The following is a 16,405-nucleotide window of genomic DNA, read 5'->3' as shown; positions in this document are numbered from 1 at the left end:
CGTGTTAGAACCCCGCATCACTTAAGAACTGGCGAGAGCAAATGAAACACATCCTGGACGCCCTTGAAGACCGTCGCGCCGGCGCAAAGCTCGGCGGCGGTGAGAAGCGCATCGAGGCGCAGCACGCCCGCGGCAAGCTGACCGCACGTGAGCGCATCGAGCTCTTGCTCGACAAGGGATCGTTCGAGGAATTCGACATGTTCGTCGAGCACCGCTCCACCGAATTCGGCATGGAGAAGAACAAGGTGCCCGGCGACGGCGTCGTCACCGGCTGGGGCACCGTCAACGGCCGCAAGACGTTTGTCTTTGCCAAGGACTTCACCGTGTTCGGCGGGTCGCTCTCGGAAACGCACGCGCTGAAAATCACGAAACTCCAGGACATGGCGATGAAGGCGAGGGCGCCCATCATCGGCCTGTATGACGCGGGCGGCGCCCGCATCCAGGAGGGCGTCGCAGCGCTCGCCGGCTATTCCTACGTGTTCCGCCGCAACGTGCTCGCCTCCGGCGTGATCCCGCAGATCTCCGTCATCATGGGCCCCTGCGCCGGCGGCGACGTCTATTCGCCCGCGATGACCGACTTCATCTTCATGGTGAAGAACACCAGCTACATGTTCGTCACCGGCCCCGACGTGGTGAAGACCGTCACCAACGAGGTCGTCACGGCTGAAGAGCTCGGCGGCGCCTCGGTGCATGCGACGCGCTCCTCGATCGCCGACGGCGCCTTCGAGAACGACGTCGAGACGCTGTTGCAGATGCGGCGCCTGATCGACTTCCTGCCGTCCAACAACACCGACGGCGTGCCGGAATGGCCGAGCTTCGACGACATCGGCCGCGTCGACATGTCCTTGGACACGCTGATCCCCGACAATCCGAACAAGCCCTACGACATGAAGGAGTTGATCCTGAAGGTCGTGGACGAGGGCGACTTCTTCGAGATCGCGGACGCTTTTGCCAAGAACATCGTCACCGGCTTCGGCCGCATCGCCGGCCGCACGGTGGGCTTCGTCGCCAACCAGCCGATGGTGCTAGCCGGCGTGCTCGACAGCGATGCCTCGCGCAAGGCGGCGCGCTTTGTTCGTTTTTGTGACGCCTTCAACATCCCGATCGTCACCTTCGTCGACGTGCCGGGCTTCCTGCCCGGCACCGCGCAGGAATATGGCGGCCTGATCAAGCACGGCGCCAAGCTGCTTTTTGCGTACTCGCAGTGCACCGTGCCGCTGGTCACCATCATCACGCGCAAGGCCTATGGCGGCGCCTTCGACGTCATGGCCTCCAAGGAGATCGGCGCCGACATGAACTACGCTTGGCCGACCGCCCAGATCGCCGTGATGGGCGCCAAGGGCGCGGTCGAGATCATCTTCCGCGCCGACATCGGCGACCCCGACAAGATCGCCGCGCGTACCAAGGAATACGAAGACCGCTTCCTGTCTCCGTTCATCGCCGCCGAGCGTGGCTACATCGACGACGTCATCATGCCGCACTCCACCCGCAAGCGGATCGCGCGGGCGCTGTCGATGCTGAAGGACAAGAAGGTGGAAACGCCCGCGAAGAAGCACGACAATTTGCCGTTGTGAGCGGACTTGTAGCCCGGATGAGCGTAGCGACATCCGGGTTTTCTATCCAACTCCCGTATGTCGCTTCGCTCATGCGGGCTACTGATCTTGTTTCTGACTTGGCATCCTCGATCCGAATCCAATGACCGAAGACGATCCGACCGACGAGATTTCAGACATTGAAGACCGGATTGCGGCTCTGGCCGGGACTGCCGAGCGATGCCGGAAGTATATTTTGGCATCCAAGATTGCCATCGGCGGCGGGGCTGCACTGTTGCTGATCACGATCCTCGGTCTGCTCGGGACGGGGCAGACCGCCGCGCTCGGCTCAGTAGCTCTCGTGCTCGGCGGGATCGTCTCGCTCGGCTCGAACGTCAGTACGCTGCGGCAGACTGACGAGGCCATCGGTGCTGCGGAGGCGCGCCGCTCAGCGTTGATTGGGAGCTTCGACCTTCGCGTGGTCGCCGACACGCCGATGAAGCTCGTGTAACCGAGCAGCCTTACGCCGCAGCCCTGCGCGACAGCACCTGCAACTCCTCGCGGCATTCGGCTGCAAACGCCTGAAGCTGCTCCGCGGTTTGCCGGTCGAGGATCGCTTTTGCCAGCCGTTCGGCGCGGGCAAGCTGGTCTCTGAGATATGCGATGCGGGCCATGTGTCACCTTCCGCAGGGATGATTTGATGGCCGTGACCCTACGGCCATCGCCGGATTTTTTATGTGAGGCACGTCACACTCCACGCCGCGTCAGCGAGCCGCATCCGCCGCCGCGAAATGCGCCATTTGGTCGGCGTGGGCCTTGCCGAAGGCCGGGCGGGCCGTGGCGCGTGCAACATAGGCGCGGCAGGCGGGACTGTCCGCGAGCCCATCGAACTGATCGACGACGCGCAGCACGTCGGACATCAGGATGTCGGCGACGGAGAACGTGCCTCCCAGCCATTCGCGGTTGGCCAGCACCGCCTCCATGTGCTTGAGGCGGAGTTTGAGGAAGTCGTCCACGAATTTCCATGCCGCCGTATCGGTCGGATGTCCCATGAACTTCGACATCCCCCAGGGCAGGCTTGCCATCTCCACCGAATTGAGTGCGGCGAACAGCCATTCCGTGGCTTCGTTGCGGCCGCGCGGATCTGATGGCATCAGCTTTGCGCTGAGGCCGCCGAGATGCAGCAGGATCGCGCCGCTCTCGAAGATCGAGAGGTCGCCATCGGTCAGCCACGGCACCTGGCCGAACGGCTGGTGCGCGAGATGTTGGGCGCCGCGGTCGTCGAACGGCGCGCTCGCGACGCGATAGGGCAATGCGGCCTCTTCGAGCGCCCAGCGCACCCGAAGATCGCGGACGAAACCGCGCGGGGGTGGAGGAACCCAGTCGAAGGTGGTGAGCGTGAGGTCGGGCATGTGGTGTCTCCGTCTGCTGTCCAGGCATAGGACGGACGAGAGGCGCGCGTTCCGACACCGGTGCCGTCTTTTTTGCCGTCGTCGGCGTAACCCGCTAGTCTCCCCAAACAACAGGAGGAAATCCGATGCCGTCAGCCTTCTTCGTCGTCCGCGCCATCGTCGCCGATGCCGGCAGGCGCGCCGCGTTCGACAGATGGTACGAGACGGAACATCTGCCCGACGCGGCGAAGGCGTTCGGTGTGGCTAAGGCCTGGCGGTTCTGGAGCCTCGACGATCCGTCACTGCATCAGGCGATGTATCAGTTCGAGAGCGAGGCTGCGCTGCACGCCATGCTGAAGGGCGATGCGCTGACGCAGCTGGTGGCGGATTTCAAGCGCGATTGGCCCGACGTGACGCGCACGCGCGAGTTGCTGGTGCTGGCGCAGGAGTTTGGCGAGTAGCGCCTGGGGCGGCGTGCCGTCATTGTCAGAGTCGCAACGAACCTGAACGCGCGATTCAGCTTCGGTTCATGTCGTCGCCGCGACACTCGCCTCTGCATCACTGGCACGACCATCCAAGAGGAAAGAAATTATGGAGCGCCGGAACTTTCTGAAATTTGCAATCGGTGTCGCGGCCGGAGCTGCCGCGTTCACGACCGCCGCGAAGGCTGCGCCGCTGGCGCCGCAGCCGCTCGGTGATCCCAGCATGCCGCAAGGCAATCCCGACGCTCATCCCGCAGTCACCAGCAGCGAAGAGGCCGCGCAGTTGAAGCCGGAGCAGGTGCACTGGCACGGCCACCACCGTCATTGGGGTTGGCGCCGCCGTCACTGGGGCTGGCATCGCCGGCGATGGCACCGCCGCCATTGGTAAGCTTCGCGCAAGCCAGGCTCGAACGGGGACCGCGATCGCGGTCCCCGTTTTGATTCGAAACATCCCGGTGCGACGTCAGGTGCCCCAAAAAAAAGGCCGCGCAGGCTTTCGCCGCGCGGCCATTTAGCTATGCAAAAAACGAGATCAGAACGGGCGGCAGCGGCCGGCGTACCAGCGGAAGCCGTAGGGGCACACGCGCGCGCGCGGCACGACGACGACAGGGGCCGGCGCAACCACGATCGGACCCGGGCGGACAACGACCGGACCGCGCATCGGGCGGCAGCCGCCATAGGCGCCGCGATACCAGCCGGGGCCGCAACCGCCGGCGGCGCTGGCCGCCTCGCTGAAACCAACGACCGCGCTGGCAAGCATCACGGCGGCAAACAGGTATTTCATTTGATCTTCCTTCTCGTCTTTGGGGGCAAGTTCTAGGAGGGCTTGGCGTTTTCGGCGCACCATGAATCAAAAGACACGATTCGACACGTTAAAATCGCAACATGCCGACACGACGCGAGCCAAATCTGCCAATCATGACCTGAATGCGGCATGAACATTCCCCGCATGCGGCTCCGGACGACAGCAATGTCGTTAGCGGCCGAGAAAGCCCAGGACCAGCTCCTTGTACTTCTCAGGCGCCTCCAGGAAGACGAGATGGCCGGTGTCCGGGATCACCTCGGCCCGCGCATTCGGCATCTTCACCGCGAGCGCCTTCGCGAGCTCGGCGTTCTCTCCCATTTTCGCGCGCAGCGCCTCCGGCGCGTTCGGTCGGCCCGGTGCGTTGTGGTCGTCGGCACCCATGATGAACAGCGTCGGCTCGGTGATCAGTGCGATCTCGTGCGCCACCGGCTCGCGATAGATCATCTGGCCGGAACTAACGAAGGCGCGCAGCCAGCGCGGATAGTCCGGGCTGCCCTTGATATTGAAGCGGGCATCAATGAACGGCGTGATCGCCTCCGCCGGTAGCTTGATCGCATAATTGGTCTGAAGCTGCTTGCGATAGCCATCGGCCGTGAGCTTGTCCTCGGTCTCGATGATCTTCTCGGTCGGCGTCGGCGGCACATAGAGGCGGTAGTCTTCCAGCCCGATCGGGGCCGTCAGAACAAGATGAGCGACGCGGTCGGGATAGGCGCGGGCGATGCGGACGCCCAGCATGCCGCCGAGCGAATGGGCGACGATCTCGGCCTTGTTGATTTTGAGGTGATCGAGCAGCGCGATGGTGTTGCGCGCCAGATTGTCGAAATGCAGCTCGCCCGTCGGCTTGGAGGATTTGCCGAAGCCGATCTGGTCCGGCACCACGACGCGGAAGCCGGCCTCGCTCAGCATCTTGATAACAGGCGCCCAGTAGCTCGACGGGAAATTGCGCCCGTGCAGCAGCACGACGGTGCGGCCGTTCGGCTGCGCAGGCGTCACGTCCATATAGGCCATGCTGAGCTGCTCGCCGTCATTGACAATAGGCAGCAGGTGCACGGGGTAAGGATAGGCAAAGCCTTCGAGCGCGATGCCGTAAGATCCGCGCGGGGCAGTGTCGGCGGCGTGGGATGAAAGAGGAGCGAAGAAGAGGAGAGCGGCGCAGAGGGCAGCCGGGAGGAAGCGGTTCATTGAGGTCTCTGGTTGGGACTGAGGTGCTCGACACAATCTCCGTCATGCCCGGGCAAAAGCGCGAAGCGCATCTTCGCGCAGACGTCCCGGGCATCCACGTGGCAGCCGCAGTAAAGACGTGGATGGCCGGGTCAAGCCCGGCCATGACGAGATCCTCAGTTCACACGGAGTTGTGTTTATTCCCGCCCGTCACCGAACAACACGGCAAACTGCTTCTCGCCGGTGCGGGTGAAATTCACCACGCGGCTGCCGGGCGTGGCGTCGCGGGCGGCCCATTTCAGCTCGGCGAAACGCTGCATCATCGCGGCGCCGAGCGTGCCGGCGAGATGGTGGCGCCGCTCGCTCCAGTCGAGACAGGCCTTGCAGACCGGACGGCGCGGATGAGCGAGCATGTCGGGCGAGATCTGCAAATGCTTCGCCAGGAAGCGCTCGCCCTCGGCCGTCAGCTCGATCTCCTGCTTCTTCTGCCTGACCAGGTTTTTCGCACGCAGGGTATCGAGCATCTGCACGCCGAGATCGCCGGCGAGATGGTCGTAGCAGATCCGCGCACGCCGCAGCGCCGGATCCTTCGGCCCGGTACGCACGCGCATATGGCCGGTCCGCGCGGCGAGGCCCGCAAGGCCCTCCAGCACACCGGCGACGTCATCGTCGGTGAGGCGGTAGTAGCGGTGGCGGCCCTGCTTCTCCGGCTCGATCAGGCCACCGGCCTCGAGCTTGGAAAGATGCGAGCTTGCGGTCTGCGGCGTGATGCCGGCCTCCTGCGCCAGCTCGCTCGCGGTGAGCGCGCGGCCGTTCATCAGCGCCGTGAGCATGTTGGCGCGTGCGGGATCGCCGACGAGCGAGGCGATCATGGCGATGTCTGGACCTGATTTCATGCTTCGATGGTAGCCGAAGCATTGCGGTGGGGCAAGCGCGTAGCGTGGTGTTGCTCGTCATTGCGAGGAGCCCGTGACAAAATTGCGAAGCAATTTTGCACTGGCGACGAAGCAATCCAGGCTGCCTCCGCAGAGGGATTCCTGGATTGCTTCGCTGCGCTCGCAATGACGGTGTGGAACCAGAGGAGCCATCATGTCCATCACCGTCTTCATCCGCTATCAGCTCGATCCCTTCAAGCGCGCGCAGTTCGAGGAATATTCGAAGCGCTGGCTCACCATCATCCCGAAATGCGGCGGCGATCTGATCGGCTATTTCATGCCGCACGAGGGCACCAACAACATCGCGTTCGCGCTGATCACCTTCGAGAGTCTCGCTGCCTATGAGGCCTATCGCGCTCGGTTGCGTCAGGATACGGAAGGCATGGCGAACTTCCACTTCGCCGAGGAGCACAAATTCATCCTCGCGGAAGAGCGCACGTTTTTGCGTAAGGTGGTATTGTAGGCCATCAACGACAGGAGAGACGCCCATGATCGCCGTGATCTTCGAGGTCTGGCCGAAGCCGGAACACCGCCAGGATTATTTCGACCTCGCGGCCGACCTCAAGCCGATCCTGCAAACCATCGACGGCTTCATCTCGGTCGAGCGTTTCGAGAGCCTGACCGACAAGGGCAAGATTTTGTCGGTGTCGTTCTGGCGGGACGAGGCGGCCGTGCAAGCCTGGCGCAACACGATGGAGCACCGCCGCACCCAGGCGAAGGGCCGCGCGAAGATCTTCGCCGACTATCATTTGCGTATCGCCAGCGTCATCCGTGACTACAGCATGAATGATCGCGAGCAGGCGCCGAAGGACAGCCGCGCGGTGCACGACGCGCACTAGCGCTCGCGGCGGCACGTCCCCATGTCTGCGCGGCCAACAAGGGAGAGAAACATGCATGTGACAACTGCTGACAAGCGCGCGACCTTCAGGAAGATGCACGAGAGCGGCTGCTTCATCCTGCCCAATCCGGTCGACGTCGGCAGCGCGAAAGCGTTGCAGCATCTCGGTTTCAAGGCACTCGCGTCGTCGAGTGCGGGCTTTGCCTGGACCATCGGCAAGGCCGACAACCACGTCTCCGTCGAGGACGTCTGTCAGCATCTGGCGGCATTGAGCACGTCCGTCGACATCCCCGTGAACGCGGATTTCGAGGGCGGCTTTGCGGTCGAGCCGCATCAGGTAGCCGACAATATCGAGCGCTGTGTGCGCACCGGCGTTGCCGGCCTGTCGATCGAGGATTCCACCGGCGACAAGGACAAGCCGATCTACGAGCGCGCGCTCGCAGTCGAGCGCATCAAGGCGTCGCGCAAGGCGATCGGCGATAGCGGCGTTCTCTTGGTCGGCCGCTGCGAGGCCTATCTGTGGGGCGTGACCGACCTCAAGCTCGTCATCGACCGGCTGGCCGCCTACGCCGATGCCGGCGCCGATTGCCTTTACGCGCCGGGCTTGAAGAGCCGCGAGGACATCGCCGCGGTGGTGAAGGCTGTCGCACCCAAACCATTCAACCTGCTGATCGGCGGCTCCGGGCTGTCATTGCAGGAAGCTGCCGATCTTGGCGTGCGCCGGATCAGCGTCGGCGGTTCGCTCGCTCGCGCCGCCTGGGGCGGCTTCATGCGGGCCGCGAAAGAAATGGCGGAGAAGGGCACCTTCGCGGAACTCGCGGGCGGCTATCCCGGCGGCGAGCTCAACAGGATGTTCAGCTAGAGACAAACGAAAGCGGCGGGATGAGCATCCCGCCGCTGTCGCATATTGTTGTAAATCGTTACTTCGCGCCCTCAGTGGGCGCCGGCGTATCCGGGGCCGGCTTGCTCGGCGCGGCGCCCGTGGTCACGCCCGGGCCGGTGTTGGTGCGCGGCGTCACATCACGCATGCCTGGAGGTGCGGCCGGATTGGTAGCCGGCGCCTGCTGGGCGGTCTGCGTTGCCGGCGTGGTGCTCGCCTGGTTGCCGGTGTTCGTGTTGTTCAGGCCGTAGAACACGGCACCCAGCACCAAGGCAATTGCCACTGCGAACAGGGCTACCTTGCCGCTGGAGGCGGGGCCTTCGCCAAGCTCAGGGTCGGCCTGAAGCTGGGCATCCCGTCGCGCCGCATTGCGATACTCATCATCGGCGAGATTCGGGCGGTACGGATCGTTCGTAAAACGGTCGTCAGCCATCGATTGGTTCTCCTCGATTATTGCGGCGGGACAACCCGTGGATGCGAGATTCTGTTCCGCCCTCCTTAATGCTTTCGTCGCATGTTGCGCCCGCGGCGTGAATCGGAACCTGTTCGCCGGGGAACCCGAAGCGTAAGCTCCGCTGACGGAAGGGGGACAAAACGATGTGGAGCTTGCCGCCGAGCGATAGCGTGCTGCATCTGTTGTCGCTGGTCGCGGTCGCAGCGCAAGGCATGACCGCCGCGCTCGCAGCCGGCCCCCGCAGCATGGACTGGCTCGGCGTCTGCTTCCTCGGCTGCATCACGGCGCTCGGCGGCGGCACCTTGCGCGATCTCTTCCTAGGGCATTATCCGCTGGCCTGGGTGCAGAATCCCATCTACCTCGCGCTGGCCGGCGGCGCCGCCTTCCTCACCATCCTGATGGCGCGGCTGGTGCACCGGCTGAAATTGGCCTTCATCGTGCTCGATGCCATCGGCCTCGTCGTCTTCACCATGACCGGCTGCGACATCGCCTGGCAGATGGATGCCACGCTGCCGATCGTCATCGTCTCCGGCATGGTGACCGGTTGTGCCGGCGGCGTCTTGCGGGACGTGCTCTGCAACGACGTCCCGCTGCTGTTTCGCTCCGAGCTCTACGCCAGCGTCTCGGTGGTGACGGGACTGTTCTATGCGACCGCGTTCGGTCTCAAGCTGAACGCTGAGCTCTGGACCATTTTGACGTTCGCCCTCGGCATCAGCTTCCGCCTGCTGGCAGTGCGCTACAAATGGGAGATGCCGAAATTCGTGTTCACGGAAGACGAGCAGCGGTAGGTCTTCTTTCTTACCTCGCCCCGCTTGCGGGGAGAGGTCGACGCGCGAAGCGTGGCGGGTGAGGGGGGGCTCTCCGCGAGTCTAACTGTCACTATCTTCGCTGAAGCAGCCCCTCACCCCAACCCTCTCCCCGTAAGACGGGGCGAGGGAGCGTACCGTCGCTGCGGCGCGAGGTTCTTTCTTTACGGCTCCTGCTTCCGCGCCCTCGCCACCTGCGCCGGCGTCACCAGTGGCGCGGCGTTGCCCCAGGAATTGCGGATGTAGTTCGTCACCGCCGCGACCTCTTGGTCGGACAGCTGGTTGGAATAGGCCGGCATCTCCCCCGTATTGGGCGCGCGTGGCGTGGTCACAGTGTGGGCGCCGTCGAGAATGATGCGCAAGGTCGAGGACGGATTGACCGATTGCAGCAGCGCGTTGGCAGGCAGCGGCGGATAGATCCGCGGTGCGCCGGATCCGTCGGCCTCATGGCAGGCGATGCAGAGCTTGGCGTAGATGGCCTTGCCGGCCTTCATCTCGGCATCGTCAGGCGGCGTCACCATCGTCTCACGCCGTGCTGGCGGCAGGTTCTTCAGGTAAACCGCGATCGCGCGCACGTCGGCGTCGCTCATCTTCGAGGTCGAGTTGACGACCACCTCCGCCATCAGCCCGCTGGCATGGCTCCTGGCGTTGCGCCCGCTCTGAAGATATTCCGTGACGTCCTCGAGGCTCCACGATTTCAGCCCGGTGCGGGCGGCACCATCGAGCCTTGGCGCGTACCAGCCGCCGACCTCGTTGCCCGCGAGGGCCTGCGCCTGCCTGTCCGCGCCAAAATAGTTCTTCGGCGTATGGCAGGCGCCGCAATGACCGAGCCCGGTGACGAGATAGCCGCCCCGATTCCACGCCGCGCTCTGGCTCTGGTCCGGCTCGAACAGGCCGGGTTTGAAATAGACCATGTTCCAGATCCGCATCAGGCCGCGATAGCCAAACGGCCAGCGCAGTTCTGGCGGCTTGTTGCGGCTGCTGATGGCCGCGAGCGTTCCGAGATAGGCCCGGATCGCCAGCGTGTCATCCTTCGTCATCCGCGTGAAATAGGGGTAGGGGAACGCCGGGTAATAGTTGGAGCCGTCGGGCGCGACACCGGTGCGCACGGCGCGAGTGAAATCGGCGTCGGTCCAGGCGCCGATCCCGGTGTCGCGGTCAGGCGTCAGGTTCGGCGCGTAGATCGCGCCGAAGGGCGTGTCGATGCGCTTTCCGCCTGCGAGCGGTTTGGCCGGATCGGCGGTGTGGCAGCCAGCGCAATCGCCGGCCTCCACCAGCGCTTTGCCGTAGGCGATCAGCTCGGGTGACGGCTCGGCAGCAACGGCCGCGCTCGCAACCGCACTGCACAACGCCAGACCCACGAGAGCCAGGCCAGCCAGAATCGTCCGCATCGAAAGCCTCTCCTGCGACCCATCGACGCCGTCCCGGACGAGCGGGCGTCAATTCGTTGCGCGACGGCGGGGGTATGGTGACACAAAATGAAAATCGCGGATGCCAATGCAGCCACGAAATTGCGATTTTTACCCGACGCTGCCTTTGGTCCAGAATTGTGATGCGGAGCGTGAAATATCCGACATAGAGTGGCGGAAATGGTCGGCGCGCCCTAGCTAAAAACAACGGGCAGGCAACGGCTTAAGCAGCCAAGCGCTCAAAAGGGCGGAAGAGGACATAATGGGCATCAACCAGGGTCCGATCAGTCTCGATCAGAAATACACCCAGGACACCGGACATATTTTCACGACCGGCATTCAAGCCCTGGTCCGCCTGCCGATGGCCCAGATCCGGCGCGACCGTGCCGCGGGGCTGAACACCGCGGGCTTCATCTCCGGCTATCGCGGCTCGCCGCTCGGCGGCTATGACCAGCAGCTCTTCGCGGCGCGCAAGCATCTCGAGCAATACAACATCAAGTTTCAGCCCGGCGTGAACGAGGATCTGGCCGCGACCGCGGTCTGGGGCTCGCAGCAGCTCAACCTCTCGCCCGGCGCCAAGTATGATGGCGTGGTCGGCATCTGGTACGGCAAGGGCCCCGGCGTCGATCGCTGCGGCGACGTCTTCCGCCACGGCAATGCCGCGGGCTCCGCCAAGAACGGTGGCGTCTTGTGTCTCGCCGGCGACGACCACGGTGCAAAATCCTCGACCGTCCCGCATCAATCCGACCACGCCTTCATGTCGGCGCTGATGCCCTATCTCTACCCGTCGAGCGTCCACGAGATGATCGAGATGGGTCTTCTCGGTATCGCGATGTCGCGCTACTCGGGCTGCTGGGTCGGCATGAAGGTGATCACGGAGACGGTGGAGACCACCGCCGAGATCGACCTCACCGACGAGATGACGCCGTTCGTGATCCCGACCGATTTCGAGATGCCCGAGGGTGGCCTCAATCTGCGCTGGCCCGACGACCGCTTCGCCCAGGACCGCCGCCTGCAGGACTACAAGGGCTTTGCCGCGATCGCCTTTGCGCGCGCCAACAAGGTCAATCGCATCACGATGGATTCGCCGAACGCGCGCTACGGCATCATGGCGTCCGGCAAGAGCTACGAGGATATCCGTCAGGCGCTGCGCGAGCTCGGTATCACGCCCGAGGTCGCCGCCAAGATCGGACTTCGATTGTACAAGATCGGCATGCCCTGGCCTCTGGAGCCGGAAGGCGTCAGGCAATTCGCTGTAGGCCTCGAGGAAATCTTCATCATCGAAGAGCGCCGCGAGATCGTCGAGAATCAAGTGAAGCAGGAGCTGTTCAACTGGCGCGACGATGTCCGTCCCCGGATCATCGGCAAGATGGACGATCACGACAAGCGCTTCCTCCCCTTTGCCGAAGAACTCAGCGTCGCCTCGCTGGCCAGCTCGCTCACCGAGCGGCTGCTTCGACTTGATCTCAATCCCGAAATTGCAACGATGCTGCGCGCCAAGGCCGATTGGTTCAACGGCCGCCAGGCGTCGCAAATGCAGGCGACCGCGCCTGTCGCCCGCACCCCGTATTTCTGCTCCGGCTGCCCGCACAACACATCGACCAAGGTGCCCGAAGGCAGTCGCGCCTTTGCCGGCATCGGTTGCCACTTCATGGCGCTGTGGATGGATCGCTCCACCGAGACCTTCACACACATGGGCGGCGAGGGTGTGCCGTGGGTCGGCGTTGCCCCCTTCACCAAGGAAGAGCACGTGTTCGCCAATCTCGGCGACGGCACGTATTTCCACTCCGGCAGCCTCGCGATCCGCCAGGCGATCGCCTCCGGCGCCAACATCACCTACAAGATCCTCTATAACGACGCGACCGCGATGACCGGCGGCCAGCATGTCGACGGCGAATTGTCGCCGCAGCAGATCACCTTCCAGCTTCACAGCGAAGGCATCCGCGAGATCTATCTCGTCTCGGAAAATCCCGACGCCTATCCGGCGAACGAGATCGCGCCCGGCGTCAAGACCGCGCATCGTGACGAGCTCGACGCGGTCCAGAAAACGTTGCGCAAGGTCAAGGGCGCGTCCGCGATCGTTTTCGTGCAGACTTGCGCCGCCGAGAAGCGCCGTCGCCGCAAGCGCGGCACGATGGAGGATCCGGCGCGCCGTGTGCTGATCAATCCGGCGGTGTGTGAAGGCTGCGGCGATTGCTCGGTGCAATCGAACTGCATTTCGGTCGAGCCGCTGGAGACCGAGTTCGGCCGCAAGCGCGCCATCAATCAGTCGACCTGCAACAAGGATTATTCCTGCGTCAAAGGCTTTTGCCCGTCCTTCGTCACCGTCGATGGCGGCAAGATGCGCAAGCGCGCGCCGGCGGGCGTCGGCGATATCGGCGATCTGCCCGAGCCGGCATCGCGCCCGAACCTGGACAAGCCCTACAACATCGCGGTCGGCGGCGTCGGCGGGACCGGCGTGCTGACCATCGGCGCGCTGCTCGGCATGGCCGCCCATATCGAGGGCAAGGCCTCGATGATCCTCGACATGTCGGGCCTGGCGCAAAAGGGTGGGGCGGTGCTCAGCCACGTCCGGCTGTCCGACCATCCGGCCGAGGTGACCTGCTCGCGCATCGTCACCGGCACGGCCGATGTCGTGCTCGCAGCCGATGAGGTGGTCGCGGTTGCCAAGGACACCATCTCGCTCTGCGATAGCAGCCGCACCCGTGGCATCATCAACAGCCACGTCATTCCCACCGCCGACTTCGTTCTCAACCGCGACTTCAACTTCCAGACCCGCAAGCTGAACGGGTTGCTGGAAACCGCGCTACATGAGGACTCGGTGTTTTTCGACTTCACCAAGCCGGCCGAGCAGCTGCTCGGCGACAGCATCGCCACCAACATGATGATGATGGGCTACGCCTATCAGAAGGGCTTGCTGCCGTTGTCGGCGGAGTCGATCGAGCAGGCGATCGAGGTCAACGGTGTCTCGATCAAGATGAACAAGGAAGCCTTCCGCCTCGGCCGCCTCGCGGTCGCCGATCCCCAGCGCCTCGCCGGCATGCTGAAGGGGACTGACGAAGTCGTCGCACCGAAGACGCTGGACGCCATGACGCTCGACGAACTCGTCGAGCACCGCGCAAAACACCTCACCGCCTATCAGAACGGCCGCTTGGCCAAGCGCTACCGCAAGCTGGTGGACCAGGTCAGCGACGCCGCCAGACAGGGCGGCTATGACGAGGCGCTGACGCGCGCCGTTGCGGTCAATTACGCAAAACTGCTGGCCTACAAGGACGAATACGAGGTTGCGCGCCTCTACACCGACGGCGCGTTCGAAAAGCAGCTCGGAGACCAGTTCGAAGGCGACTTCAAGTTCAATTTCAACCTGGCCCCGCCTATTCTCAGCAGGGGCGTCGACGCGCTCGGCCGCCCGAAGAAGCGCGCCTTCGGCCCGTGGATGCTTCCGGTGTTTCGTATGCTGGCAAAATTCAAGTTCCTGCGCGGCACGCCGCTCGACATCTTCGGTCGCAGTGCGGACCGCAAGCTCGAACGCGATCTCATCGCCGGCTACGAGAAGGACGTCGCCACCGTGCTCGGCTTGCTGTCGCCGCTCACGATCGACACCGCGGTGGAGCTGCTGTCGTTGCCCGACCGCATTCGCGGCTACGGCCCGGTCAAGGAGAAGGCCGTCGCAGACGCCAAGGCCCGCTACGCCCAGCTCGCCGCCGATTTGGCCAACCCGCCGCCGGCACCAAGGCAGATCGCAGCGGAGTAGAATTTGTGGGGTGGGCTCGCTAATCCACCCCACAAATTCCTGTATGAAATCAACCACCATTCTACTGTGCATGGGGTTGTTTTCGCGGAAAAGGGTTTTTCGATAAAACGAAACCGCTTGTGCCGTCGGGCAAAACACCTTTAGGGTTCTGCCCGTCGTTCCCGTCATTGCGAGCGCAGCGAAGCAATCCAGAAAGCGTCCGCGGAAAGATTCCTGGATTGCTTCGCTGCGCTCGCAAGGACGATCCGGCAGCAGAGGCCCTCCCGCCGCACCTCGGCGATTTGCGCCAACGCGCTGCCCTCTCGCCCGGCGGAATATTTCCGCGCTTGCCAACAGGGCAGCAGCGGTTCAGAAAAAACCGGAAGTGAGAAACGCCAGCGGAGACCTTATTTGACCATCAAGGGCAAGGCCTACATTGCCGGGATCTACGAACACCCGACCCGGCATGCGCCGGACAAATCCACCGCGCAGCTCCATGCCGAAGTCGCCAAGGGCGCGATCGAGGATGCCGGGCTCAGCAAGGACGATGTCGACGGCTATTTCTGCGCGGGCGATGCCCCGGGCGGCGCCTGGCCGATGGTCGATTATCTCGGGCTGAACACCAAAAAGCTCCGTCATGTCGATTCCACCGAGACCGGTGGCTGTTCTTACATCATCCATCTCGGCCACGCCGCTGAAGCCATCGCCGCGGGCAAGTGCTCGATCGCGCTGATCACGCTGGCCGGCAAGCCGCGCACCGGCGCGATGCCGCCGCGCGCGGCCGGCGCGGAAGCCGATTTCGAGACGGCTTACGGCGCGACTACGCACAATGCCTACGGCATGTGTGCCATGCGCCACATGCACGACTATGGCACCACCAGCGAGCAGCTCGCCTGGATCAAGGTCGCGGCCTCGCACCACGCGCAATACAATCCGCACGCGATGCTCAAGGACGTCGTCACCGTCGAGGACGTTCTGAACTCCCCGATGATCTCCGATCCCTTGCATCGCATGGATTGCTGCGTCGTCTCCGACGGCGGCGGCGCGCTGATCGTGACGACGCCCGAGATCGCAAAAAGCCTGAAGAAGCCGCTGGTCAAACTGATCGGACATGGCGAGGCGATGAAGGGGCCACGCGGCGGCAAGGATCTCGACCTCACGTACTCCGCCGGCATCTGGTCGGGCCCGCGTGCGTTCGAGGAGGCCGGCATCACGCCGAAGGACATCAAATACGCCTCGATCTACGACAGCTTCACCATCACCGTCCTGATGCAGCTCGAAGACCTCGGCTTCTGCAAGAAGGGCGAGGGCGGCAAGTTCGTCGCCGACGGCAATTTGATCTCGGGCGTCGGCAAGCTGCCGTTCAACACCGATGGCGGTGGTCTCTGCAGCAACCATCCCGTCAACCGCGGCGGCATGACCAAGATCCTCGAAGCCGTGCGGCAACTGCGCGGCGAGGCGCATCCGAAGGTGCAGGTCAAGAATTGCGATCTCGCCATCGCCCACGGCACCGGCGGGCTTCTCGGCGTCCGCCACGCCGCCTCGACGGCCATTCTGGAGCGCGTGTGATGAGCGAAGCCAAGAAATATCCGGCCCCGGTGACGAACCCCGAGACCGCCGCGTTCTGGGACGCGGCCAAGCAGGGCAAGTTCATGATCAAACGCTGCACCGCCTGCGGCGAAGCGCATTACTTCCCGCGCGCGATCTGCCCGTTCTGCTACTCCGACAAGACGGTGTGGGAGGAGTCTTCGGGCGAGGCCACGATCTACACTTACAGCCTGATGCGAAAGTCGCCGACCGGCCCCTACGCGATCGGCTACGTCACTCTGAAGGAGGGGCCGTCGCTCCAGACCAATTTCGTCGATTGCGATTTGACGACGTTGAAGATCGGCCAGAAGGTGAAGGTGGTGTTCAAGCCGACCGATGGCGCGCCGCTGCCGTTTTTTACGCCGGCGTAGTAGGCGCGGTGAGTTCTTCCC

General features: G+C 63.9%; 18 protein-coding genes. 11 read left to right on the top strand and 7 right to left on the bottom strand.

Annotation, left to right across the window (positions count from 1 at the left end):
- Nucleotides 1-41: 41 nt before the first annotated feature.
- Together GWG67_RS05295 and GWG67_RS05290 are read left to right on the top strand one after the other, a co-directional pair.
- Complete coding sequence (locus GWG67_RS05295; RefSeq protein WP_211399411.1) at nt 42-1,574, top strand: acyl-CoA carboxylase subunit beta; 1,533 nt, start codon at nt 42-44, stop codon at nt 1,572-1,574.
- A gap of 121 nt (nt 1,575-1,695) precedes the next feature.
- Complete coding sequence (locus tag GWG67_RS05290; RefSeq protein ID WP_275168081.1) at nt 1,696-2,043, top strand: hypothetical protein; 348 nt, start codon at nt 1,696-1,698, stop codon at nt 2,041-2,043.
- A 10-nt stretch (nt 2,044-2,053) separates the two neighbouring features.
- Here GWG67_RS05290 and GWG67_RS05285 read toward each other — a convergent pair whose 3' ends face one another.
- Together GWG67_RS05285 and GWG67_RS05280 are read right to left on the bottom strand one after the other, a co-directional pair.
- Nucleotides 2,054-2,206: a hypothetical protein gene (locus GWG67_RS05285; protein WP_018456483.1), complete on the bottom strand. Its 153-nt coding sequence runs from the start codon at nt 2,204-2,206 to the stop codon at nt 2,054-2,056.
- Between the two features lie 90 nt (nt 2,207-2,296).
- Nucleotides 2,297-2,944, bottom strand: a complete 648-nt coding sequence (locus tag GWG67_RS05280) for a glutathione S-transferase family protein (protein WP_275168080.1) — start codon at nt 2,942-2,944, stop codon at nt 2,297-2,299.
- Between the two features lie 125 nt (nt 2,945-3,069).
- On the opposite strand from GWG67_RS05280, the gene GWG67_RS05275 reads away from it, so the two are divergent.
- Together GWG67_RS05275 and GWG67_RS05270 are read left to right on the top strand one after the other, a co-directional pair.
- On the top strand, nt 3,070-3,384 hold the full coding sequence (locus tag GWG67_RS05275) for a hypothetical protein (RefSeq protein ID WP_275168079.1): 315 nt from the start codon (nt 3,070-3,072) through the stop codon (nt 3,382-3,384).
- A gap of 130 nt (nt 3,385-3,514) precedes the next feature.
- Complete coding sequence (locus GWG67_RS05270) at nt 3,515-3,793, top strand: twin-arginine translocation signal domain-containing protein (RefSeq protein WP_275168078.1); 279 nt, start codon at nt 3,515-3,517, stop codon at nt 3,791-3,793.
- 144 nt (nt 3,794-3,937) lie between these two features.
- On the opposite strand, the gene GWG67_RS05265 is transcribed toward GWG67_RS05270, so the two are convergent.
- The 3 genes from GWG67_RS05265 to GWG67_RS05255 form a co-directional block, all read right to left on the bottom strand.
- Entirely contained in the window at nt 3,938-4,189 is a 252-nt protein-coding gene (locus GWG67_RS05265) for a GCG_CRPN prefix-to-repeats domain-containing protein (protein ID WP_007603074.1), read from the bottom strand.
- Nucleotides 4,190-4,381: 192 nt separating this feature from the next.
- The gene (locus tag GWG67_RS05260; protein WP_275168077.1) at nt 4,382-5,392 is read right to left on the bottom strand and encodes an alpha/beta fold hydrolase; all 1,011 of its coding nucleotides are present in this window, start codon (nt 5,390-5,392) and stop codon (nt 4,382-4,384) included.
- 176 nt (nt 5,393-5,568) lie between these two features.
- The gene (locus GWG67_RS05255) at nt 5,569-6,267 is read right to left on the bottom strand and encodes an ArsR family transcriptional regulator (protein WP_275168076.1); all 699 of its coding nucleotides are present in this window, start codon (nt 6,265-6,267) and stop codon (nt 5,569-5,571) included.
- Between the two features lie 193 nt (nt 6,268-6,460).
- Between GWG67_RS05255 and GWG67_RS05250 the strand changes: the two genes are divergently transcribed.
- From GWG67_RS05250 to GWG67_RS05240, 3 genes are read left to right on the top strand one after another with little or no spacing between them, the layout of a single operon-like run.
- Entirely contained in the window at nt 6,461-6,769 is a 309-nt protein-coding gene (locus GWG67_RS05250) for an NIPSNAP family protein (RefSeq protein WP_275168075.1), read from the top strand.
- A 25-nt stretch (nt 6,770-6,794) separates the two neighbouring features.
- On the top strand, nt 6,795-7,145 hold the full coding sequence (locus GWG67_RS05245; RefSeq protein WP_007603077.1) for an antibiotic biosynthesis monooxygenase: 351 nt from the start codon (nt 6,795-6,797) through the stop codon (nt 7,143-7,145).
- Nucleotides 7,146-7,196: 51 nt separating this feature from the next.
- Nucleotides 7,197-8,006 (top strand): oxaloacetate decarboxylase, encoded by an 810-nt coding sequence (locus GWG67_RS05240; protein WP_275168074.1) that lies wholly within the window; start codon nt 7,197-7,199, stop codon nt 8,004-8,006.
- Nucleotides 8,007-8,064: 58 nt separating this feature from the next.
- On the opposite strand, the gene GWG67_RS05235 is transcribed toward GWG67_RS05240, so the two are convergent.
- On the bottom strand, nt 8,065-8,457 hold the full coding sequence (locus GWG67_RS05235) for a hypothetical protein (protein WP_275168073.1): 393 nt from the start codon (nt 8,455-8,457) through the stop codon (nt 8,065-8,067).
- A 164-nt stretch (nt 8,458-8,621) separates the two neighbouring features.
- Here GWG67_RS05235 and GWG67_RS05230 point away from each other — a divergent pair, with 164 nt between their 5' ends.
- A complete protein-coding gene (locus GWG67_RS05230) occupies nt 8,622-9,266 on the top strand; it encodes a trimeric intracellular cation channel family protein (protein WP_275168072.1) in 645 nt (214 codons plus the stop codon).
- A 182-nt stretch (nt 9,267-9,448) separates the two neighbouring features.
- Here GWG67_RS05230 and GWG67_RS05225 read toward each other — a convergent pair whose 3' ends face one another.
- Complete coding sequence (locus GWG67_RS05225; protein ID WP_275168071.1) at nt 9,449-10,675, bottom strand: cytochrome c; 1,227 nt, start codon at nt 10,673-10,675, stop codon at nt 9,449-9,451.
- Nucleotides 10,676-10,955: 280 nt separating this feature from the next.
- On the opposite strand from GWG67_RS05225, the gene GWG67_RS05220 reads away from it, so the two are divergent.
- The 3 genes from GWG67_RS05220 (at nt 10,956) to GWG67_RS05210 (ending at nt 16,384) form a co-directional block, all read left to right on the top strand.
- Complete coding sequence (locus GWG67_RS05220) at nt 10,956-14,447, top strand: indolepyruvate ferredoxin oxidoreductase family protein (protein WP_275168070.1); 3,492 nt, start codon at nt 10,956-10,958, stop codon at nt 14,445-14,447.
- 390 nt (nt 14,448-14,837) lie between these two features.
- Nucleotides 14,838-15,995: a thiolase domain-containing protein gene (locus GWG67_RS05215; protein WP_085360843.1), complete on the top strand. Its 1,158-nt coding sequence runs from the start codon at nt 14,838-14,840 to the stop codon at nt 15,993-15,995.
- A complete protein-coding gene (locus GWG67_RS05210) occupies nt 15,995-16,384 on the top strand; it encodes a Zn-ribbon domain-containing OB-fold protein (protein WP_275168069.1) in 390 nt (129 codons plus the stop codon). Before GWG67_RS05215 ends, GWG67_RS05210 begins: the two co-directional genes overlap by 1 nt.
- Nucleotides 16,385-16,405: the final 21 nt, after the last annotated feature.

It is taken from the genome of Bradyrhizobium sp. CSS354 (assembly GCF_029051725.1).
GTDB lineage: Bacteria > Pseudomonadota > Alphaproteobacteria > Rhizobiales > Xanthobacteraceae > Bradyrhizobium.
Note: the sequence above shows the minus strand (reverse complement) of the source record. Positions and strands in the feature narration are given on the sequence as shown.